At 47.0% G+C, this 18,173-nt stretch carries 16 protein-coding genes and 1 riboswitch; of the genes, 5 read left to right on the top strand and 11 right to left on the bottom strand.

Annotated elements, in window-relative coordinates; translation table 11 throughout:
* Positions 1–164: 164 nt before the first annotated feature.
* Both thrS and F4V51_RS08950 read right to left on the bottom strand, forming a co-directional pair.
* Positions 165–2,102 carry a threonine--tRNA ligase gene (gene thrS, locus F4V51_RS08955; RefSeq protein WP_153977713.1) on the bottom strand — a complete coding sequence of 646 codons (1,938 nt, stop codon included), beginning with the start codon at positions 2,100–2,102 and terminating at the stop codon, positions 165–167.
* A gap of 416 nt (positions 2,103–2,518) precedes the next feature.
* Positions 2,519–3,472, bottom strand: a complete 954-nt coding sequence (locus F4V51_RS08950; RefSeq protein WP_153977712.1) for a putative sporulation protein YtxC — start codon at positions 3,470–3,472, stop codon at positions 2,519–2,521.
* A 172-nt stretch (positions 3,473–3,644) separates the two neighbouring features.
* On the opposite strand from F4V51_RS08950, the gene F4V51_RS08945 reads away from it, so the two are divergent.
* The 4 genes from F4V51_RS08945 (at position 3,645) to F4V51_RS08930 (ending at position 7,107) form a co-directional block, all read left to right on the top strand.
* Entirely contained in the window at positions 3,645–4,049 is a 405-nt protein-coding gene (locus F4V51_RS08945) for a hypothetical protein (protein WP_095359083.1), read from the top strand.
* A gap of 304 nt (positions 4,050–4,353) precedes the next feature.
* The gene (locus F4V51_RS08940) at positions 4,354–4,848 is read left to right on the top strand and encodes a cation:proton antiporter regulatory subunit (protein ID WP_153977711.1); all 495 of its coding nucleotides are present in this window, start codon (positions 4,354–4,356) and stop codon (positions 4,846–4,848) included.
* A gap of 4 nt (positions 4,849–4,852) precedes the next feature.
* Complete coding sequence (locus F4V51_RS08935; RefSeq protein WP_153977710.1) at positions 4,853–6,091, top strand: cation:proton antiporter; 1,239 nt, start codon at positions 4,853–4,855, stop codon at positions 6,089–6,091.
* 110 nt (positions 6,092–6,201) lie between these two features.
* Complete coding sequence (locus F4V51_RS08930; RefSeq protein ID WP_153977709.1) at positions 6,202–7,107, top strand: YitT family protein; 906 nt, start codon at positions 6,202–6,204, stop codon at positions 7,105–7,107.
* Positions 7,108–7,233: 126 nt separating this feature from the next.
* On the opposite strand, the gene F4V51_RS08925 is transcribed toward F4V51_RS08930, so the two are convergent.
* From F4V51_RS08925 to F4V51_RS08895, 7 genes are all read right to left on the bottom strand, one after another.
* A complete protein-coding gene (locus tag F4V51_RS08925; protein ID WP_153977708.1) occupies positions 7,234–8,247 on the bottom strand; it encodes a zinc-binding alcohol dehydrogenase family protein in 1,014 nt (337 codons plus the stop codon).
* Complete coding sequence (locus F4V51_RS08920; protein WP_153977707.1) at positions 8,244–9,209, bottom strand: aldo/keto reductase; 966 nt, start codon at positions 9,207–9,209, stop codon at positions 8,244–8,246. The genes F4V51_RS08925 and F4V51_RS08920 overlap by 4 nt, the downstream gene beginning before the upstream one ends.
* 214 nt (positions 9,210–9,423) lie before the next feature.
* The gene (gene mqnC / locus F4V51_RS08915) at positions 9,424–10,563 is read right to left on the bottom strand and encodes a cyclic dehypoxanthinyl futalosine synthase (protein ID WP_095288286.1); all 1,140 of its coding nucleotides are present in this window, start codon (positions 10,561–10,563) and stop codon (positions 9,424–9,426) included.
* A gap of 381 nt (positions 10,564–10,944) precedes the next feature.
* Positions 10,945–12,114, bottom strand: a complete 1,170-nt coding sequence (locus F4V51_RS08910) for a trans-sulfuration enzyme family protein (protein ID WP_153977706.1) — start codon at positions 12,112–12,114, stop codon at positions 10,945–10,947.
* Positions 12,107–13,294 carry a PLP-dependent transferase gene (locus F4V51_RS08905; RefSeq protein WP_153977705.1) on the bottom strand — a complete coding sequence of 396 codons (1,188 nt, stop codon included), beginning with the start codon at positions 13,292–13,294 and terminating at the stop codon, positions 12,107–12,109. Before F4V51_RS08905 ends, F4V51_RS08910 begins: the two co-directional genes overlap by 8 nt.
* A 24-nt stretch (positions 13,295–13,318) precedes the next feature.
* Entirely contained in the window at positions 13,319–14,236 is a 918-nt protein-coding gene (gene metA, locus F4V51_RS08900; RefSeq protein WP_153977704.1) for a homoserine O-acetyltransferase MetA, read from the bottom strand.
* A 239-nt stretch (positions 14,237–14,475) separates the two neighbouring features.
* A riboswitch (SAM riboswitch) is annotated at positions 14,476–14,601 on the bottom strand.
* Positions 14,602–14,862: 261 nt separating this feature from the next.
* Entirely contained in the window at positions 14,863–15,006 is a 144-nt protein-coding gene (locus F4V51_RS08895) for a hypothetical protein (RefSeq protein WP_153977703.1), read from the bottom strand.
* 49 nt (positions 15,007–15,055) lie between these two features.
* On the opposite strand from F4V51_RS08895, the gene corA reads away from it, so the two are divergent.
* Positions 15,056–15,991 (top strand): magnesium/cobalt transporter CorA, encoded by a 936-nt coding sequence (gene corA, locus F4V51_RS08890; RefSeq protein ID WP_095288290.1) that lies wholly within the window; start codon positions 15,056–15,058, stop codon positions 15,989–15,991.
* 98 nt (positions 15,992–16,089) lie between these two features.
* On the opposite strand, the gene F4V51_RS08885 is transcribed toward corA, so the two are convergent.
* A complete protein-coding gene (locus F4V51_RS08885; RefSeq protein ID WP_153977702.1) occupies positions 16,090–17,091 on the bottom strand; it encodes an HRDC domain-containing protein in 1,002 nt (333 codons plus the stop codon).
* A gap of 181 nt (positions 17,092–17,272) precedes the next feature.
* Positions 17,273–18,151 (bottom strand): ROK family protein, encoded by an 879-nt coding sequence (locus F4V51_RS08880; protein ID WP_095359093.1) that lies wholly within the window; start codon positions 18,149–18,151, stop codon positions 17,273–17,275.
* Between the last annotated feature and the right edge of the window lie 22 nt (positions 18,152–18,173).

The following is an 18,173-nucleotide window of genomic DNA, read 5'->3' as shown; positions in this document are numbered from 1 at the left end:
GCTTTTTCATTTTAAAACCTCCCCCTTACTGCAAAGGTTTTCCAAAAAGCAAAATGCTTATACATTTTCTACTCCACTAGGTTCCAGCACGTAAATAATAGCAAAAAACCGTCCAGGAGCATGGATTAGGCCATGCCCTGACGGTTTTTCTCTAATGCATATATTTATATTGATCTTGTGCTGATTTCTTCTTTCAGTTGAGCTACGATTTCATCCACAGGTTTCATGCCGAGATCGCCTTCTCCGCGTTTACGCACAGACACAGATTCAGCACTGCGCTCATTCTCCCCAACAACAAACATATAAGGCATTTTCTCCAGTTGTGCCTCACGGATTTTGTATCCAAGCTTCTCGTTGCGCAAATCAGCCTCGGCAGAAATTCCCGCGCGCTTCAGTTTCGCTTCCACTTCACGTGCATAATCGTCGAAGTTTCCAGATACCGGAATGACTTTTGCTTGAACAGGAGACAGCCACAGTGGGAATGCTCCCGCAAAGTTCTCCAGCAAGAATGCAGTGAAACGTTCCATTGTACTGATTACGCCGCGGTGAATAACGACCGGCCGATGTTTCTGACCGTCATCTCCGACATATTCCAGTTCGAATCGTTCTGGAAGCAGGAAGTCCAGCTGTACGGTGGACAATGTTTCTTCCTTGCCCAGTGCTGTTTTGATCTGCACGTCGAGTTTCGGACCATAGAATGCTGCTTCACCCTCTGCTTCATAGAAAGGCAAGTCGAGTTCTTCCACAACTTCACGCAGCATGCGTTGGGACATTTCCCACATTTCATCGTTTTGGAAATATTTCTCGGTATCCTGCGGATCACGGTAAGACAGGCGGAAGCGATATTCATGAATACCAAAATCCTTGTAAACCGTTTGGATCAATTCAATAACACGAGCGAATTCTTCCTTGATCTGATCTGGACGACAGAAAATGTGTGAATCGTTCAAGGTCATCGCACGAACGCGGTGCAAGCCAGTCAGTGCACCAGACATCTCGTACCGGTGCATCATGCCGAGCTCGGCAATTCGGATCGGCAGGTCACGGTAGCTGTGCATGCTGGACTTGTACACCATCATATGGTGCGGGCAGTTCATTGGACGGAGTACGAGTTCTTCGTTATCCATTACCATTTTAGGGAACATGTCCTCTTGGTAGTGCTCCCAGTGTCCGGACGTTTTGTACAATTCCACATTACCGAGAACCGGTGTATATACGTGCTGGTATCCAAGACTTTCTTCCAGATCCACAATGTAACGCTCCAGCGTACGACGCAGTTTGGCGCCATTTGGCAGCCAGATTGGCAGACCTTGTCCGACCAATTGGGAGAACGTGAACATTTCAAGCTCTTTACCAAGCTTGCGGTGGTCGCGTTTACGAGCTTCCTCCAGGAAGTGCAGATGCTCATCCAGCTGAGCCTTTTTCACAAAAGCAGTACCGTAGATACGCTGCAGCATTTTGTTTTTGCTGTCACCACGCCAGTATGCACCAGCGACATTCATCAATTTGAACACTTTGATCTTGCCTGTGGAAGGTACGTGCGGTCCACGGCACAGATCGAAGAACTCGCCCTGCTCATAAATGGTAATTACGCTGTCTTCCGGAAGATCACGAATCAATTCGAGCTTGTAAGGATCGCCCACTTCTTCAAACGTTTTGATTGCTTCATCACGGCTGACTTCCTTACGTACGATTGGCAGGTTTTCACTTACGATACGTTCCATTTCCTTCTCGATCTTTTGCAGATCCTCCGGGTTAAGCGGGTGTTCCAGGTCCATATCATAGTAAAATCCGTCTTCGATGACAGGTCCAACGCCAAGGTGAACCTCTTTGCTGCCATATAGGCGCTTCACAGCTTGAGCGAGCAAGTGAGCTGTACTATGACGCATCACTTCAAGTCCGTCTGGTGAGTCAAAAGTTACGATCTCTACCAAAGCTCCCTCGTGAAGTTTGGTCGACAAGTCCACCACAATTCCATCCAGTTTCCCTGCTACGGCGTTTTTACGCAATCCGCTGCTAATGGATGCTGCTACGTCCTCAATACTGCTGCCATCGGCGTACTCACGTACGGAACCATCCGGTAGTTTAATGTTAACTGCCATTTGTCTCATTCCTCCTGTAAATGTAACCTTGTCCATCAACATCATGGACTGATGATCTATTGCTATTCCTGCTGATTGGCAAAGAACGCAAAAAACACCCGTCCCGGTAAAGGGACGAGTGTTGTATACTCGTGGTTCCACCCTAATTCAGCTGCTTCATTCTTAATTGAAAATACAGCCCTCATTGGCATGACGGTAACGGGCATGACCCGGCATATCCTTACTCACGGAACGATGACATTCATCTCCGTTTTCAAAACTGCAGCTACAAAGGGGTAAACCAAACGTGGCATCCGGAGGAAATTTCAGCCTGGTTCCCTCTCTCTGCACCGACCGTGCGTATGGTCCTTGTCTTTGTCAACGCTTTTGCTTATTGGTAAAAGTTCATCCATAAAACATGTTAATTATTTCATGGATCAACAGTTATTATAATTGCCGAGATCACTTGCGTCAAGGCCTGACAGGAGGCCGGAACGAAGCACTTCACACTCCGGGCAATGATGGCATAATTGAACCTTGTCCTCGAAGATCTGGCGAATTGTCGATATAATCGGCAGATCGGGTGTGTTTGTATGAAGCATCACTTTTTCGGGAGATATCGAGATAAGTGTGCTTACAATCATGTCTTCAATATCCATTTCCAGTTCAAGACCAGGCATCTCCACGACGACTTGCTCATCTTTTTGTACAGGGAGCTGGTTAAACCCTGCATCTAGAACCTGAAATTCATGCGAGCCTTTGTGGACCAGATGAACCAACGGAACTTTGGCTTCCTGAAAGAACACAAAATATTTTAACAATCCCATGAATTCTTCGTATTGGCGATCCATCCAAAATTCATCCAGTGCGTACTCCACCAGTTCATGCAGTTCCTGCTTGTATTGCTTCATTCGAAAATGAAGAATGCCTTCCAGGTGAAAGAAATGAACCTCCTCCAGATCATGTCTAAGACCATTTGCGAGGGTTAAGCGCCGTTTCTCTCGAAGCCCTGGCTGATCCAGATCACCGTTAAATAACAAGGGCATGCAGATCCGGTGTACCTTCTCCACTTCATATTCATCCATAACGGAACAGGCCTTGGAAATCATGTTTTCTACAATGGAGCGCTCCCGGGTATCCATAATGAAATCAGCCAGTCCTTTGGCAAGCAAGTCACTGATCTGAGGCAGCCACTGCTGAAAATCCACGTGATTTTCATTCCCTCTGCAGACCCAGGCTGCTTTGCCGTCATTATGTTTGAAAGTGAGCCGGAAACCTCTTTTGCTTATATGTAAACCTTTGGTTTTTTCTTTGATGCAGCGATAAAATTGATCTGCTTCCTCTTGCCCTGACACATCGGTCCATACGGCGAACAGCTCCACAAGAATCACTCCTTTCCTTCCTGTTCAAAGTATATGGCAAGGCCGAGGGGGATATACGAAGCGGATTGATGGAAAGCGTGTCATCATTTCTCAGTATATTTGTAAAGAGGTTTGGAGTTCAGACAAAAATGTGTTATTATTTTGATAACAGTATGTTTCACGGAAAAGGGGGGAAGCCAAAATGAGACAACAACCTAGAATGCTCCGCAGTGCTTTTATCATCATTTTGTGTTTGTTCCAAGCGTTGTGCTTCCCTATTCCGATGCAGACAGAATCCGCTGTTGGCGTATCCGTTGATGCCACTTCCAATAAGGAAGTGTTATTGCAAATACCCGAAACTCAGCAAAAACCTGCTATCCGCAAATACTCGCAAGTCATGGTCAAGCTGATTGCAGTGACGAATAACAAGCCTGTATTTTTGGTGCTTGCCTTATTGCTGATGCTGCGAATTCCTACTCCGCGTCTGCCCTTTAAACCGTTGATTTGTCTGTTTAAGCGCAGATTATTTCTGCTACCCATTAAATTCACCAGTATGTATTTGTCCCTCGCCCCTCATGCACCAAGATACGTAAACGCCCTTCACTAAGCGTTGCACCGTATGTTTGGTTGCCATGCATAGAGACATCTCTGTCCAATAGACGGTGTACTTGTGCATAACTTATAACCCTTTAAGCAAACGTTAGTTAACGACAAAGTTAACAGTGTGTCACGATATTGTATTTGTCATATCCAATTTCTTTCAAAATTCAATGTATACGGCTGTGTGTCAGGAGTACCTGGCTCTGTTTGCCCGCATCATTTAATGTTTCTTCCAAATACAGATCATTCTATTTTCGGGAAATAAGCCTGTCTTCTGTGGCCAGCCCTCAATTTAAGGAGGCATATTATCCATGGATGTACGTGAAACAGATTTGCCGGGAATCGGCAAGAAGTTCCAGATTGAAACGAGCAGTGGAGATAAAATTGTGATCATTATTCATGATGACGGACGGCGTGAAATGTACCATTTTGAATACGACGATCCGGATCAAAGCATCTCCATGATTACACTTGATGATTATGAAGCCAGACAAATTGCCGCTATCGTTGGCGGATTGACCTATAAGCCTAAACAGCTTGAAAATATTGAAGTTACTTTTGACGATCTAATTATCGAATGGTACAAAGTCGAAGCCTCCTATGGATGCATTGGCAAGTCCATCGGTGAACTGGACGTACGTCAAAACTCTGGGGCAACGGTTATTGCCGTTGTAGAGAAAAACCACAAAAAACATATCAGCCCCGGTCCTGAGGTCGTGATTACTGCAGAGTCTACCGTTGTTGCCGTTGGCGAGCGCAACCAACAGAAACTCTTCAAATCCCTCCTCCTGACCGGAAGGGGGTGAGTCGATGGATCATCTGATTTTTGAAGTAGGTCTGGCGCTCGTTCTAATTGCTGCCGCTGGCCTCTTATCTGCCAAATTGCGTTTTTCGGTCGTCCCGTTTTACATTCTGATCGGGATGGCAGTTGGTCCACATGCCATGAAAATATGGCATCTGGACTTCCGTTTTATTGAAAGTCAGCCTTTCATCGAATTTATGGGCCGGATTGGTATCCTGTTCCTGCTCTTCTATCTCGGATTGGAATTCTCGGTAGGACGTCTGATCAAATCCGGTAAATCCATTGCCGTCGGCGGTTCGATCTATATCGCGATTAACTTTACGCTTGGATTAGTTTTCGGATTTGCATCCAATTTCCCACCTGCTGAGGCACTTGTTATTGCTGGGATTACCACCATATCCTCCAGTGCCATCGTGGCCAAGGTGTTAGTCGATCTGAAACGTACTGCCAATCCGGAAACGGAAATGATTCTTGGAATTATCATGTTCGAAGATGTATTCCTGGCTGTGTACATCTCCATCCTATCCGGATTGGTGCTCAGTGACTCATCCTCGATCGGAGGCGTCATCGTATCCGCGCTTATCGCGCTTGGATTCATGCTTATTGTCATCATACTGGGGCGCAAAGCGACTCCACTGCTCAACAAATTGCTTAAAATACGCTCCAATGAATTGTTTTCACTTGTGATTTTTGGTGCATTGTTCCTGGTAGCCGGATTCTCCGAAACCATTCACGTGGCCGAGGCCATCGGTGCATTACTAGTTGGTCTGGTCCTTGCAGAGACAGAACACGCCAAACGGATTGAGCATCTGATCCTGCCGTTCCGTGACTTCTTCGGAGCCATCTTCTTCTTCAGCTTCGGATTGTCCATTGATCCTCTGTCCCTTGGCGGAGAAGCCGTATGGCTGGCTCTGATTGCTGTTGTGATTACGCTATTCGGTAACTTCCTGGCAGGCATGCTGGCTGGACGCAGTGCGGGACTGTCTCCAAAAGCTTCTGCTAATATTGGTTTAACCATTGTATCCCGCGGTGAATTTTCGATCATCATGGCCAACATGGGTAAAGCCGGTGGACTCTTGCCGCTTCTCCAGCCGTTTGCCGCACTGTACGTACTGATTCTGGCCATTCTTGGACCGTTATTAACCAAAGAGTCCAAACATGTGTTTAGAATTTTGGATAAAATATTCAAGTTCAAAGATCCTCGGAAGAAGAAAGAAGAACCGAAGGTTTTACAGAAAGAAGGATAAAATCTGTACCTGTTCAGAACAGGCACAGGATCGTAACTGCGGCTCCTCGCCGATCTTCTGTGATCAACCCAGGGAGAATGGCTCGCCAGCCGCACAAAGGAGGATGACGTATGAAAGCACCTCTGATATCGGCTAATCCGGTGCCACAAACCGCTAAAACCAGAATATCATCCACGCGCCGCTTCCTGAATCTTTTGCTGGTGATCGCCGGTGGGATTCTGGCCTCCGTGGGACTTGAATTATTCCTGCATCCCAATAAGATTATTATTGGAGGCATTACAGGCCTATCTTCTCTATTCGCCCATTGGACTGAGATGAGAATTGGATTGTTCCTGTTCTTATTCAATGTTCCGTTTATATTTTTATCCTACAGGCTGGTACAAAAGAAATTTGTACTCGTTACTGTACTGGGTCTGGTTGTCTTTTCGATTGGTGCCATCGTGCTTCATCCCATGCCGCCTCTAGTTGAACATCCGCTGGCTGCCGCCATGTTCGGCGGATTATGTCTGGGTGTTGGAATCGGACTTGTGGTGCGGTATGGCGGGACACTGGATACGCTGGAAATCGGTGATCCGTCCTCCCGGCCACCTGAACGAGTATTTAGCGGGAAACGGATGCTTATCGAAAAAATAATCATGCTGCTCAACTTGCTGATTCTGACAGCCGCTGGTGTTGTCTTTGGTTGGGATCAAGCGATGTACTCTGTTATTGCCTATCTTATTGCATATGAAACGGTCTATATCGCGTTCCGCGGATTTACGACCACTCGCAAATTGTACATTCTGACTACCCAAAGCTCGCAGGTTGAAAAAGCCGTTCGCAAACGTCTGCGACGGGAACCCAGATCTCCTGTACCCTCTTCAGAATCTGTTTCCTTATTGCCTGCTGAAGGATGGATTCATCACATTCCGGGGGCATTGTACTATGAAGTTCACTTTCTGGAGATGATCTGGTTGAAATCCATTGTGCGCCATATTGATCCGCACGCTGGGATTATCACCCATCCGGAGAAATGACCCAACGACTTGAACCCCAAAAACCTCTCTCTGACCCTGTGATAGAATATCACTTCAGGTTAGAGAGAGGTTTTTTATTCCTGCAATTATTCCTTTTTCTTTATTTTCAATATCCTACACTTACTTTTACAGTTCAACTATAGCTTTAACTACATGTGTATCTGGGAGCAACCACTTGTCCATAGCGGAAGGAAGCTCAGTTAAAGGCTCTCGGTGCGTAATGTAGCCATCCATGCTGAGCTTTTTCTGCCGCAAAGTCGATATCACTTGCTCAAAATCCGCACGCGTTGCATTACGGCTGCCCAATATGCTCATCTCTCGCTTATGAAACTCAGGATCATGAAACGTAATATCGGCTTTGACCAATCCTACATAGATCAATTGTCCACCATGAGCTACATACCGAATGGCCTCATTCATGGACTGTACATTACCTGTTGCATCAAATACAGCTGAAGCGTAATCCCCTTCTGTCACTTCAGCAACCTTCTCCATCACTTGATCTGTTGCCTGTATTACAACATCTACCCCGGCCCAGGTGCGGCTTAGTTCCAATCGGTCCAGGTTCCGATCAATGGCGATTACTCGGGCACCTGCCTGTTTCGCAAAAGCCATGACACCAAGTCCGATCGGGCCTGCCCCGATTACTATAATCTGTTCCCCAGGCTGCACACCTGCTCTTCTTACGGCATGAGCACCGATACTGAGCGGTTCAACCATCGCTGTTTCATCCAAGGTAAGTCCTTCCGCCTTAATCAAATGGGAAACAGGCACGCTGATTCTTTCGCGCATCCCTCCGTCCACATGTACTCCCATGACCTGCATAGATGCACAGCAATTGGTTTTCCCTGTTCGACAGGCAATACAGTGACCACAGTGCAGATAGGGAATAATGCTTACCTGATCTCCAACTTGAAGGCCAGCAGTATTCGGGCCAATGTCATCAATGATCCCTGACAGTTCATGTCCCAGAATACGAGGATAGGTAAAATAGGGCTGGTTGCCTTTATACGCATGCAGATCCGTCCCGCAGATGCCAATCCGCTTGATTGATACAATGGCCTCATGTTCAGCTCGAATGGGTTCGTCGGTTTCCTGTATTGTCAAACGATTGATCTCTTCACACACAACAGCCTTCATCCCTGTTCCCCCTTCGCTGCTTTCTGTTGTGGTTCGTTATACTCGGGACGACCACTAGTCCACGTTATGTTATGAACGGGTGCCAGAATACGTAGTACCTTTGCCAAAAGCTCTTCATCGAGTGGTTCATCTACCCACTCTGCATTATGACGGATGTTATTTTCACTTGCGCTGCTCACCAGTGTGGTTGGGATCTGTTCATTGGCCGTAGCAAACTGCACAGCCAGCTTGGCAATATTCACACCTTGCTCTGCACAGAACTGCGCAGCTTCAAGACAGACTTGTTTGACGCGTTCATCTGCCGGATGCCAGGCGGGTGTGCCTCTTGTACCTAATAAGCCCATCGACAGAGGCGAAGCATTGACAAGGCCAACTCCCTCTTTTTCCAATAACGGCAGCAGGGACAATAGTGAGGTATCATTCAATGCATAATGACAATACGAGATGATGGCATCGGCATCAATCTGCGGCAGCACTTTCTCGAACAAGGGCAGGGGCAGACCACAAACTCCCGCATGACGAATGACACCCTGCTCTTTCAGTTCCAGCAAGGCTGGATAGGCTTCTTCAATAATGATCTCTGCTGGTGCAAACTCAATATCATGGAGGAACAGAATATCGATATAATCGGTGTTCAATCGGTCCAGACTTTCTTTGACACTATCCTGAATGCGCTTACGGGAAAAATCAAACTCATTCTCACCGTATCGTCCCGCCTTTGTTGATAAAATATATGAACTGCGAGGATGGCTTCGTATCGCTTCTCCCAGTACCGTCTCTGCCTTGGTTAGACCATAATAGGGTGACACATCTATATAGTTCATTCCGGCATCCAGAGCTGCATGTACCGTACGAATCCCTTCCTCGCGGTCAATATCGCGAAATACCGAACCCAGGGAAGAAGCACCAAAACTCAACACAGGTACATCGAGACCGGTCCTGCCAAGCATCCTTCTTTTCATTCACTTGCTCCTCTCCAGCATGTCTGTGGCTCCGTTTCTTTCATTTTAACAGTTCAATATCATTATAAAATATCGCCATATGCGTAATATGTACTCTTTCATGACCTCGGAATAGCCCCTTATGGCAAGCATCCTACAAAAAAACACGGATTACCCATTCAATGGGTAACCCGTGGTCTTCATTCTATTATCTAGATTTAGATAAATTCTCTTATTAGTTCTGCATGACAAAATCTTGCTGCACCGAATTCTCTTCTTCATCAAACATGCGCAGGATATCGTATCTTGTATTACGCTGTGCTGGAATATAACCCGCCTCACGAATGAGCTGAAGAATCGAGCCAATATTGACTTTGTATGTAGCACCCGCAGCGGATACGACATTCTCTTCAATCATCGTGCTGCCGAAATCATTACAGCCAAATTCAAGTGATTTTTTACCGATTTCAGGACCCATGGTTACCCATGAAGATTGAATGTTTTTGATATTATCAAGTACAAGTCGGCTGATCGCTACCGTCTTCAGGTATTCTTCCGGAGTTTGGCGCTCCAGTTTCAGATTCGTATTATCCGGCTGGAAAGTCCAAGGAATGAATGCCAGGAAGCCTTCGGAGTCATATTTGTTCGCAATACACTCATCCTGGGCTTCACGTACCCGAAGCAGGTGAAGTGCACGTTCTTCCATTGATTCGCCCAAACCGATCACCATTGTTGCAGTTGTGTTCATCCCGATCCGGTGAGCTGTCTGCATAACGTCCATCCAGTCGCGCCATGAACCTTTCAGACGGCTGATTTTGCGGCGTGTACGGTCATCCAGAATCTCAGCACCTCCACCTGGCAAGGAATCCAGTCCAGCTTCGTGAATGGCACGTACGACCTCTTCCAGCGTAAGACCATCCGAAACTTCTACCATTTTCATAATCTCCGCTGGTGAGAAGGAGTGCATGGTAATGTTCGGGAAACGTTCTTTGATTGCTTTTAACAGATCCGTGTAATAGCTGAAAGGCAGGTTGGGATTCGTTCCGCCTTGCATCAGAATCTCAGTACCGTTCACATCTTGTGTTTCCTGAATTTTCTGGAAGATCACTTCGTCAGGCAATACATATCCTTCATCTGATCCAGGTCTGCGATAAAAAGCACAAAAACGGCAGTACACATCACACACGTTGGTGTAGTTGACGTTACGCCCAATGACAAATGTTCTGTATGGCTCAGGGTGCATACGCTTCATAATAACATTGGCAGCTGCCCCGATTTTGTCGACTTCATTCGATTCAAATAGCTGAATGGTGTCTTCCAGGTCTAATCGTTCGCCCCGAAGAGCTTTATCTAAGATACGGTCTACCGTACTCATCGTAAAAAGCCTCCCTCATGAAGAGAAAATATGTTCACGATCCGTCCCGACTTGTATATATGCCAGTCTTGTGCATGATTGGTTGGTTCCAAAGGATTGTGCAGAAATAGAAATTCTAGATGGATTGGAACCTTTCGATCCATTCTGGTTATTGAAAAAACGGCTCATTGGGAATCTATGCATAAGACGCATCGCTTGCAAGTGCTGGTGGCAACATCGCATTTCTGTACTCTGTCTATCGTAACACAGGTTACATGTGAAAAAAAGCACCTTATGGAAAGGTGCCCTAAATTTAAGTAAAAATATTGACATATTCATTCTATTATAATTCCAGCTTTTTTAGACTTATTTATTGATTGCTCTATTAGCTCAAAATGATGATTATGATTCCTGAAGCGCCTGATCCAGATCGGCAATCAGATCGTCGATATCTTCCAGCCCGACTGAGAAGCGAAGCAGCCCATCGGTAATGCCCCGTTCAAGGCGAACCTCAGCAGGCATCGCTGCATGAGACATCATCGCCGGATAGGACAAAATACTCTCCACAGCACCCAGACTGACGGCCACAATTGGCAGTTTGACCCGGTTAAGCACCGCTTTGGCACGATCACCCGAACCTACGTCAAATGAGACAACCGCTCCATAACCCGTGGACTGGCGCTCGTGAGCTTCACGACCCGGATGCTCCAGCAGTCCAGGATAGTATACTGCGGTAACATCGCTGCGTCCGCTTAGCCAGGCGGCCAGCTTCGCCGTGCTTTGTTCACTGTGTGCCATACGCGCTCCAAGTGTTTTCATGCCGCGCATCAGAAGCCAGGATTCTTGAGCACCGAGTACGGTACCAAGTCCATTTTGAAGCTGTTTAAGCTGTCTCCCCAGCTCTTCGGTACGGGCAACGGCAAGTCCTGCAAGTACGTCACTATGTCCACCAAGAAACTTGGTTGCACTATGTACAACAATGTCCACGCCGAGCTCAATCGGGCGCTGATAATATGGCGTCATGAATGTGTTATCGAGAATGGTGATTAGTTCATGTTCCTGTGCCCAGGATGTGACGGCAGCAATATCCGTGATCCGCAGGGTTGGGTTGGAAGGTGTCTCCATATAGACAGCCTTCGTATTTGGCTTAATGGCCGCCTTCACCTCTTCAATATTGGTCATATCCACAAACGTCGTCTCAATTTGCATTCTGCTAAGAATGGATGTGAGCAGTCGGTATGTTCCTCCATACACATCTTCTGTTACGATCATATGGTCGCCTGCCGAGAACATCAGGAACACACTGGAGATTGCAGCCATTCCTGAAGAGTAGGCGAATCCTCGAGCTCCACCTTCAAGCAGTGTGATGTAATCCTCCAACGCTTGACGTGTCGGATTACCCGAACGGCTGTAATCATGCTGTGGTGGATTAAAGATATCAAAATGATGGAATGTGGATGCCTGGTAGATCGGTACGCTGGAGGCTCCTGTTGTTTTATCCACTTCGTCACCAAAATGCAGCAGCTTCGTATCAAACTTCAATTCGGATTGCTTGTTGTTCTGCTCACTCATGATGTACGCCTCCTTCAACCTCACGCTGCGCAGCTTCCAGGGCATTCCCCAAATCCGCAATCAGATCTTCTGCATGCTCAATTCCTACGGAGAAGCGTAGCAAGCGGTCATCGACACCTATGGCGTCGCGTATTTCGAGCGGGATATCTGCATGCGTTTGTACCGCAGGATACGTCATCAATGATTCAACGCCGCCAAGACTCTCGGCAAAAGCAATTAACTTGATATGGCGCAGCAGCGGTTCAACTAAACGGGCATCTTTAACTTTGAAAGAGAAGATGCCTGTGTTTCCTCTAGATTGTTTCTTCTGCACTTCGTATCCCGGGTGATCTGACAAACCAGGGTGATATACTTCCCCCACCGATGGATGTTCCAGCAAATACTTGGCAATGGTAAGTGAATTATACTCATGTCGCTCCATTCGCAGCGCGAGTGTCTTCATGCCTTTCATCAACTGATAGGAATCACTTGGAGATAGTACCGCACCAATGGAGTTATGCAGGAATGCCATTTCGGCTGACAATTCCTCGCCCTTGGTGATAATCAATCCGGCAAGCACATCGTTGTGTCCACCCAGGTATTTGGTTGCGCTATGAACAACGATATCTGCTCCGAGCTCGATCGGACGTTGGAAGAATGGCGTCAGCAGTGTATTGTCCACAATCGTCAACAGGTTATGGCTTTTCGCCCAGGAGCTGACCGCTTCAATATCCGTAATCATCATAAGGGGATTGGTTGGCGTCTCGATAAATACAGCTTTGGTGTTCGGCTGACGAATGTCTTCCATGGCCACCAAATCATTCGTGTCCACGTAGCTTGCCGTTACGCCAAACCGGGACAGGATACGCTCTAGAAGACGATACGTTCCCCCATACAGATCCAGTGAGACAATCAGATGATCTCCCTGTCCAAACATGGCGAAGATCGTTTGCAGCGCTGCCATGCCTGAGCTACAGGCAAAACCGGCATCACCGGATTCGAGTGCAGCTGCAGCTTCTTCCAGTACCTTACGTGTTGGATTGGTCGTACGAATGTAGTCAAAGCCTGTGCTCTGCCCGAGCTTTGGATGTCGGAACGCCGTTGATTGATAGATGGGGAAATTCACGGCACCAGTTCCCGGCTCATTGACGGATCCGATTTGAGCCAAGCGGCTTTCGATTTTTAACTTATTGTCTTCCATTGCAGTATCCTCCTGTAATCTCGATTAGATTTGCGGGCCAATATCGTAAGGCGTCTCCTGATACACATAGTAATTGAGCCAATTAGAGAATAATAAGTTTGCATGTGCCCGCCAGGTTGCCGGAGGAACACGGGATGGATCGTCATTTGGAAAATAGTTTTTTGGCAGTGCGATATCCAATCCCTTGGATGCATCGCGGTCATATTCCCATTTCAAGGACAATGGATCATACTCCGCATGCCCTGTCACAAAAATTTGTTTGCCGTCTTTGGTGGCAACGAGGAAAATGCCAGCTTCCTCCGATTCGGCCAAAATTTCGAGGTTATCGTTTTTCTCAATATCCTCGCGCCGAACTTCGGTATGACGGGAATGTGGAACATTGAACACTTCATCAAATCCGCGAAGCAGCTGTACGTGAGATTTGTTGATCGTATGTGGAAATACGCCAAAACACTTCTCTTCCAGCGCTACCTTAGGTACACCGAAATGATGATACAGACCAGCCTGAGAAGCCCAACAGATGTGCATGGTCGATGTAACGTTGGTTTTGGTCCAATCGAAGATCTCCTGGATTTCCTTCCAATAATTCACGTCTTCGAAATCCATCTGCTCAACAGGGGCACCTGTAATGATCATTCCGTCAAAACGGCGGTGTTCAATCTCATCAAAGGTTTTGTAGAACAGATTCAGATACTCCTGTGACGTGTTCTTCGATGTGTGGGACTTGGGATGAACCAGAACGATATCGACCTGTATAGGGGTGTTCCCCACCAAACGAAGCAATTGGGTTTCTGTTGTTTCCTTGGTAGGCATCAGGTTTAATATAGCAATGCGTAGTGGACGAATATCCTGCTGGTAAGCATGTGTCTCGTCCATTACGAAGATGTTCTCACCTGCGAGGACTTCCTTGGCAGGCAGTGCGTCTGGAATTTTAATTGGCATGATGTACAACTCCTCCTTGTGCATAGATAGATGCAGCCATCACAGGCTTGATGTGTACCACATCAAAATCGTTCTAGACTGCCATGAGCTTGTCTATAGGTGGAGAATTGCAAAAAGCGCAACGCTCTAACCTGACAAACTCAAGTTCCATAGCGAAAATCAGTGCTGAGAAGTCGGTGCATATAACAAAGACCTTCCTCGGATTCCGAGAAAGGTCATATGTAAATAGATATGCGCCTCTCTCATCTCTCAGTTACAACAGTGCCTCAATGGACACTTAGTCGCTGCAAGAATTAGCACCGTGCGGTATACCGCCGGTTGCCGGGTTTCATCGGGCCAGTCCCTCCACCTACTCTTGATAAGATTTCGCCTTATTCGATTGTGTAATTAGTGTACTTCACCGTCTACTTTAAAACATTAATCCTCTCACGTCAAGCATGTAGTTTTATGTCTGTTCATGTAGGCCGGAACCGTTTGTCTATCGCTGTCATACACTGCTTCAGGGCGCGAAATAGACACATTTTTGCGCTTGAAAGCACCATGTACCAGCGGTATACTAAACAAGTGTTGCAAACCCTTATGTGAGAGGTGACATATTCAATGGATGGCGACCCGAGGCCTGACTGTCAGCCGTATTCCGACAAACTGCATAGAGAATTGACATCAGCATGCCGGCAGCGGGACGTTATTTCCGTTTGGTTATAGAGCGAACGCAGTCCTGACTTCCAGGCTCCGCTGCCGACCGGCTGATCTGTTCTTTTTGCGCCCATATTGATGAAAATCCGCCTGTTTGGCGGGTGCAGAAGGAGTGGATGAACGATGAAAATCCGGTTGGTAAACAACGGTGTATTTATCCCGGTGGACGATATTGAGCAGGCGCTAACGCCACCAGCTGAGGGATTTTACTGGATCGATGCAGACGTTGATGATCTGGCGGTACTTCAGCCGCTGTTCATGATGCATGATCTGGCTGTAGAGGACTGTTTGAGTGATGAAGAGCAGCGTCCTAAGATTGAAATTTATGAGAGCCATTATTTTATTGTCGTAAACAGCATTCGTTTTGATGACGAAGAGATCTTTTTGCGTGCGGTTAACCTGTTTCTAGGGAGACACTATATCATTAGTGTTACGAAGCAGAAGGTCAGCGAACTGCGGACCTTGAAGCCTATTCTGTGGGAACAGGAAGTCAGCACTCCCGATCGTCTTCTGTATCTGTTGGTCGACTTGATTGTGGATAACTACTTTACCGTCGGCGACCGGATCGAAGCACGCATTGAGAAATTGGAAGAAGATATTTTGATGCATACGAAAAAGTCCCATTTGAATGAAATTATCGGGCTGCGCAGTGAGATTCTGTGGCTCAAGAAAGTGCTTGGACCTCAAAAAGAGGTCATCAATACGCTCAACAAAAAGGATTTGCGTCTCATCGATGACCAGCTGCAGAAGTACTTCAGTGACATCTATGAGAATGCTGTGAAAATATCCGAGACGTTCGAGACTTATCGAGACCTAATGGGAAACTTGCGAGAAGCCTACCAATCCAGTATCGCCAACCGGGCGAACGAAATCATGCGCGTGTTTACCGCCATTACAACGGTGTTCATGCCCCTGACGGTCATTACCGGCATCTATGGGATGAACTTCAACAACATGCCTGAGCTGGACTGGAAGTATGGATATTTTGTAGTCATTGGCCTGATGGTGACCCTTGGCCTGAGCATGTTCTTTATTTTCCGCAAAAAAGATTGGATCTGAACGTATTCATTCAAAAAGACGAAGCACTCCATTCAGGGAGAAACAGCTTCGTCTTTTTTTCTGTACTCAAAAACTTCTCTCGAAACGATATGGGCTGCCTAGCCCGCGTTCCGCTCTGTTTCTACATGTCTTCGGAATCGAATGCGGATCATGCGCAGTCTCTCGTACACTTGCTCCAGATTGCCGCTAACCGGCTTATCCCCGCCGTATACTCTATGTAATACAGGTTTCAGGAAACTGTCTCCCAGCTCCTCGTATGCACTCCAGACCGCCTCCTGCTCCTGCTCAGGCATGACTGCAAGCTCTGCATCCAGGAGGCTATCCGTATCATAACCTTCCGTATCGAGTGTCTCCAGCAGTTCAATCAGCTCTCTGCGGGATAGTCCGGAGCGATTCACAATCTCTTCCAGCGTATACCCTTCCTTCATACCCTCAAGCACCTGCTTGCGAGTGGTGAACTTGTCCAGCTCCTGCTTATATTTCTGTTCTTTTTGCTTGTACAACCAGCTCTCATATTCATCTTCGGACAATACCGTTTGCACCCAATCAAGTGGAAAAGCCGTAGAACGCTCTACTCCGCTTGTTAGCTCCATCCACTCCTGACCGTATTCATTTGCTTTGCTCTCCCCAACACCTGGTAACTGCATCAGTTCCTCCATGGTTTGTGGTACGAATGCACTGATCATGCGCAGCAAACGATTCGTTGCAATAAAGTATGGGGCCTTCCGGTCAGACGCTGCCCTTCTTCTCCGCCATGTGCATAGATCAGCATATAACTCTTCATTGCCGTAGCGTTCACTATAACAATGAAGACGCTGTCCACCATAACTGCGTAATTTCAGATCATCCGTCTCATGAAACAGTCCCTGAATCAATGGCCGGTAACCTTCACTCATTCGAATCGCCAACTGGTGACGATAAATATGGAGCAGTTCTTCCCAGGAGCTCCCCTCATACCAGATGCTGTCTTCGCGATCTCCTTCCTCATAATGGCTCCACCCGAGATGCCAGGCACCTTCCTCCTCACCAATCCACAGCTGAGCGTGTTCCTCATGTTGACCTGACAATTTGGACAATCTGTTCATGAAAATGACTTCCATCGATTTCCCCTCCTTAATATTGCAGCCTATTCACAGTTAGATGAGCCGCCTCCAGGCAACAAAAAAAGCACCTCTCCTGCAAATTCATTGCAAGAGAGGTGCTTCCTCATTAACCGTAGTATGCTGTTGCTCATATCTTACCACAATGGAAAAATTCGTCAACCACTTGTGATCAATTGAATTATTTGTTCAAAGCCAATTTGGCCAAGGCCAGCGATCCGCACAAACCGGCATTGTCACCAAGGCCTGGCGGAACGACATACTCGTCGATTCCCGAGTGAAGGGCCGGATGCTGAACATATCCATTTAACAGCTCCTGCAATTTGCTGCGCACCATGGGGAACAGATGCTCCTGCTTCATGACCCCTCCACCCATCACAATTTTTTCCGGAGTGAGAATCAGTACATAATTCATGAGTGCGTGCGCCAGATAATGTGCCTCAATCTCCCAGGCTTTGTGATCTGCTGGCAGCTCATACGCCGGTTGGTCCCAACGTTTATTGATAGCTGGTCCCGCTGCGAGTCCTTCCAGACAGTCCCCGTGGTATGGACAAAAGCCTTCATATGTATCCTCAGGGTGTCTGCGTACAATAATATGTCCCATCTCTGGATGAGATAAACCGTGAACCATTTTACCGCCTACGACTGCTCCGGCACCAATACCTGTTCCGACAGTGATATACAGACAGCTCTCCAGCCCTTGTGCTGCTCCCCAGGTCGCTTCTCCAAGCGCAGCTCCGTTTACATCCGTATCAAACGTCATCGGCACATCAAAATGTTCCTTGAGTTTGCCAATAATATCATACTGACCCCAATGAGGCTTCGGTGTAGTTGTAATATATCCGTACGTAGGACTTCCTTCAATCGGGTCAATCGGTCCAAAAGAACCTACGCCCAAAGCTTCAATCCCTTTGCCTTCAAAGAAAGCGATAACCTGCGCCATCGTTTCTTCCGGTGTGGTTGTAGGAAAACTTACCCGTTCAAGCACCTCACCATTTTCAGTTCCAATCCCACATACAAATTTGGTTCCCCCAGCTTCAATTGCGCCTAAAATCGTCAAGTTAGTCACACTCCCAAGTTAG

Origin of the sequence: Paenibacillus xylanilyticus, from assembly GCF_009664365.1 — a bacterium.
Lineage (GTDB): Bacteria > Bacillota > Bacilli > Paenibacillales > Paenibacillaceae > Paenibacillus > Paenibacillus xylanilyticus_A.
Note: the sequence above shows the minus strand (reverse complement) of the source record. Positions and strands in the feature narration are given on the sequence as shown.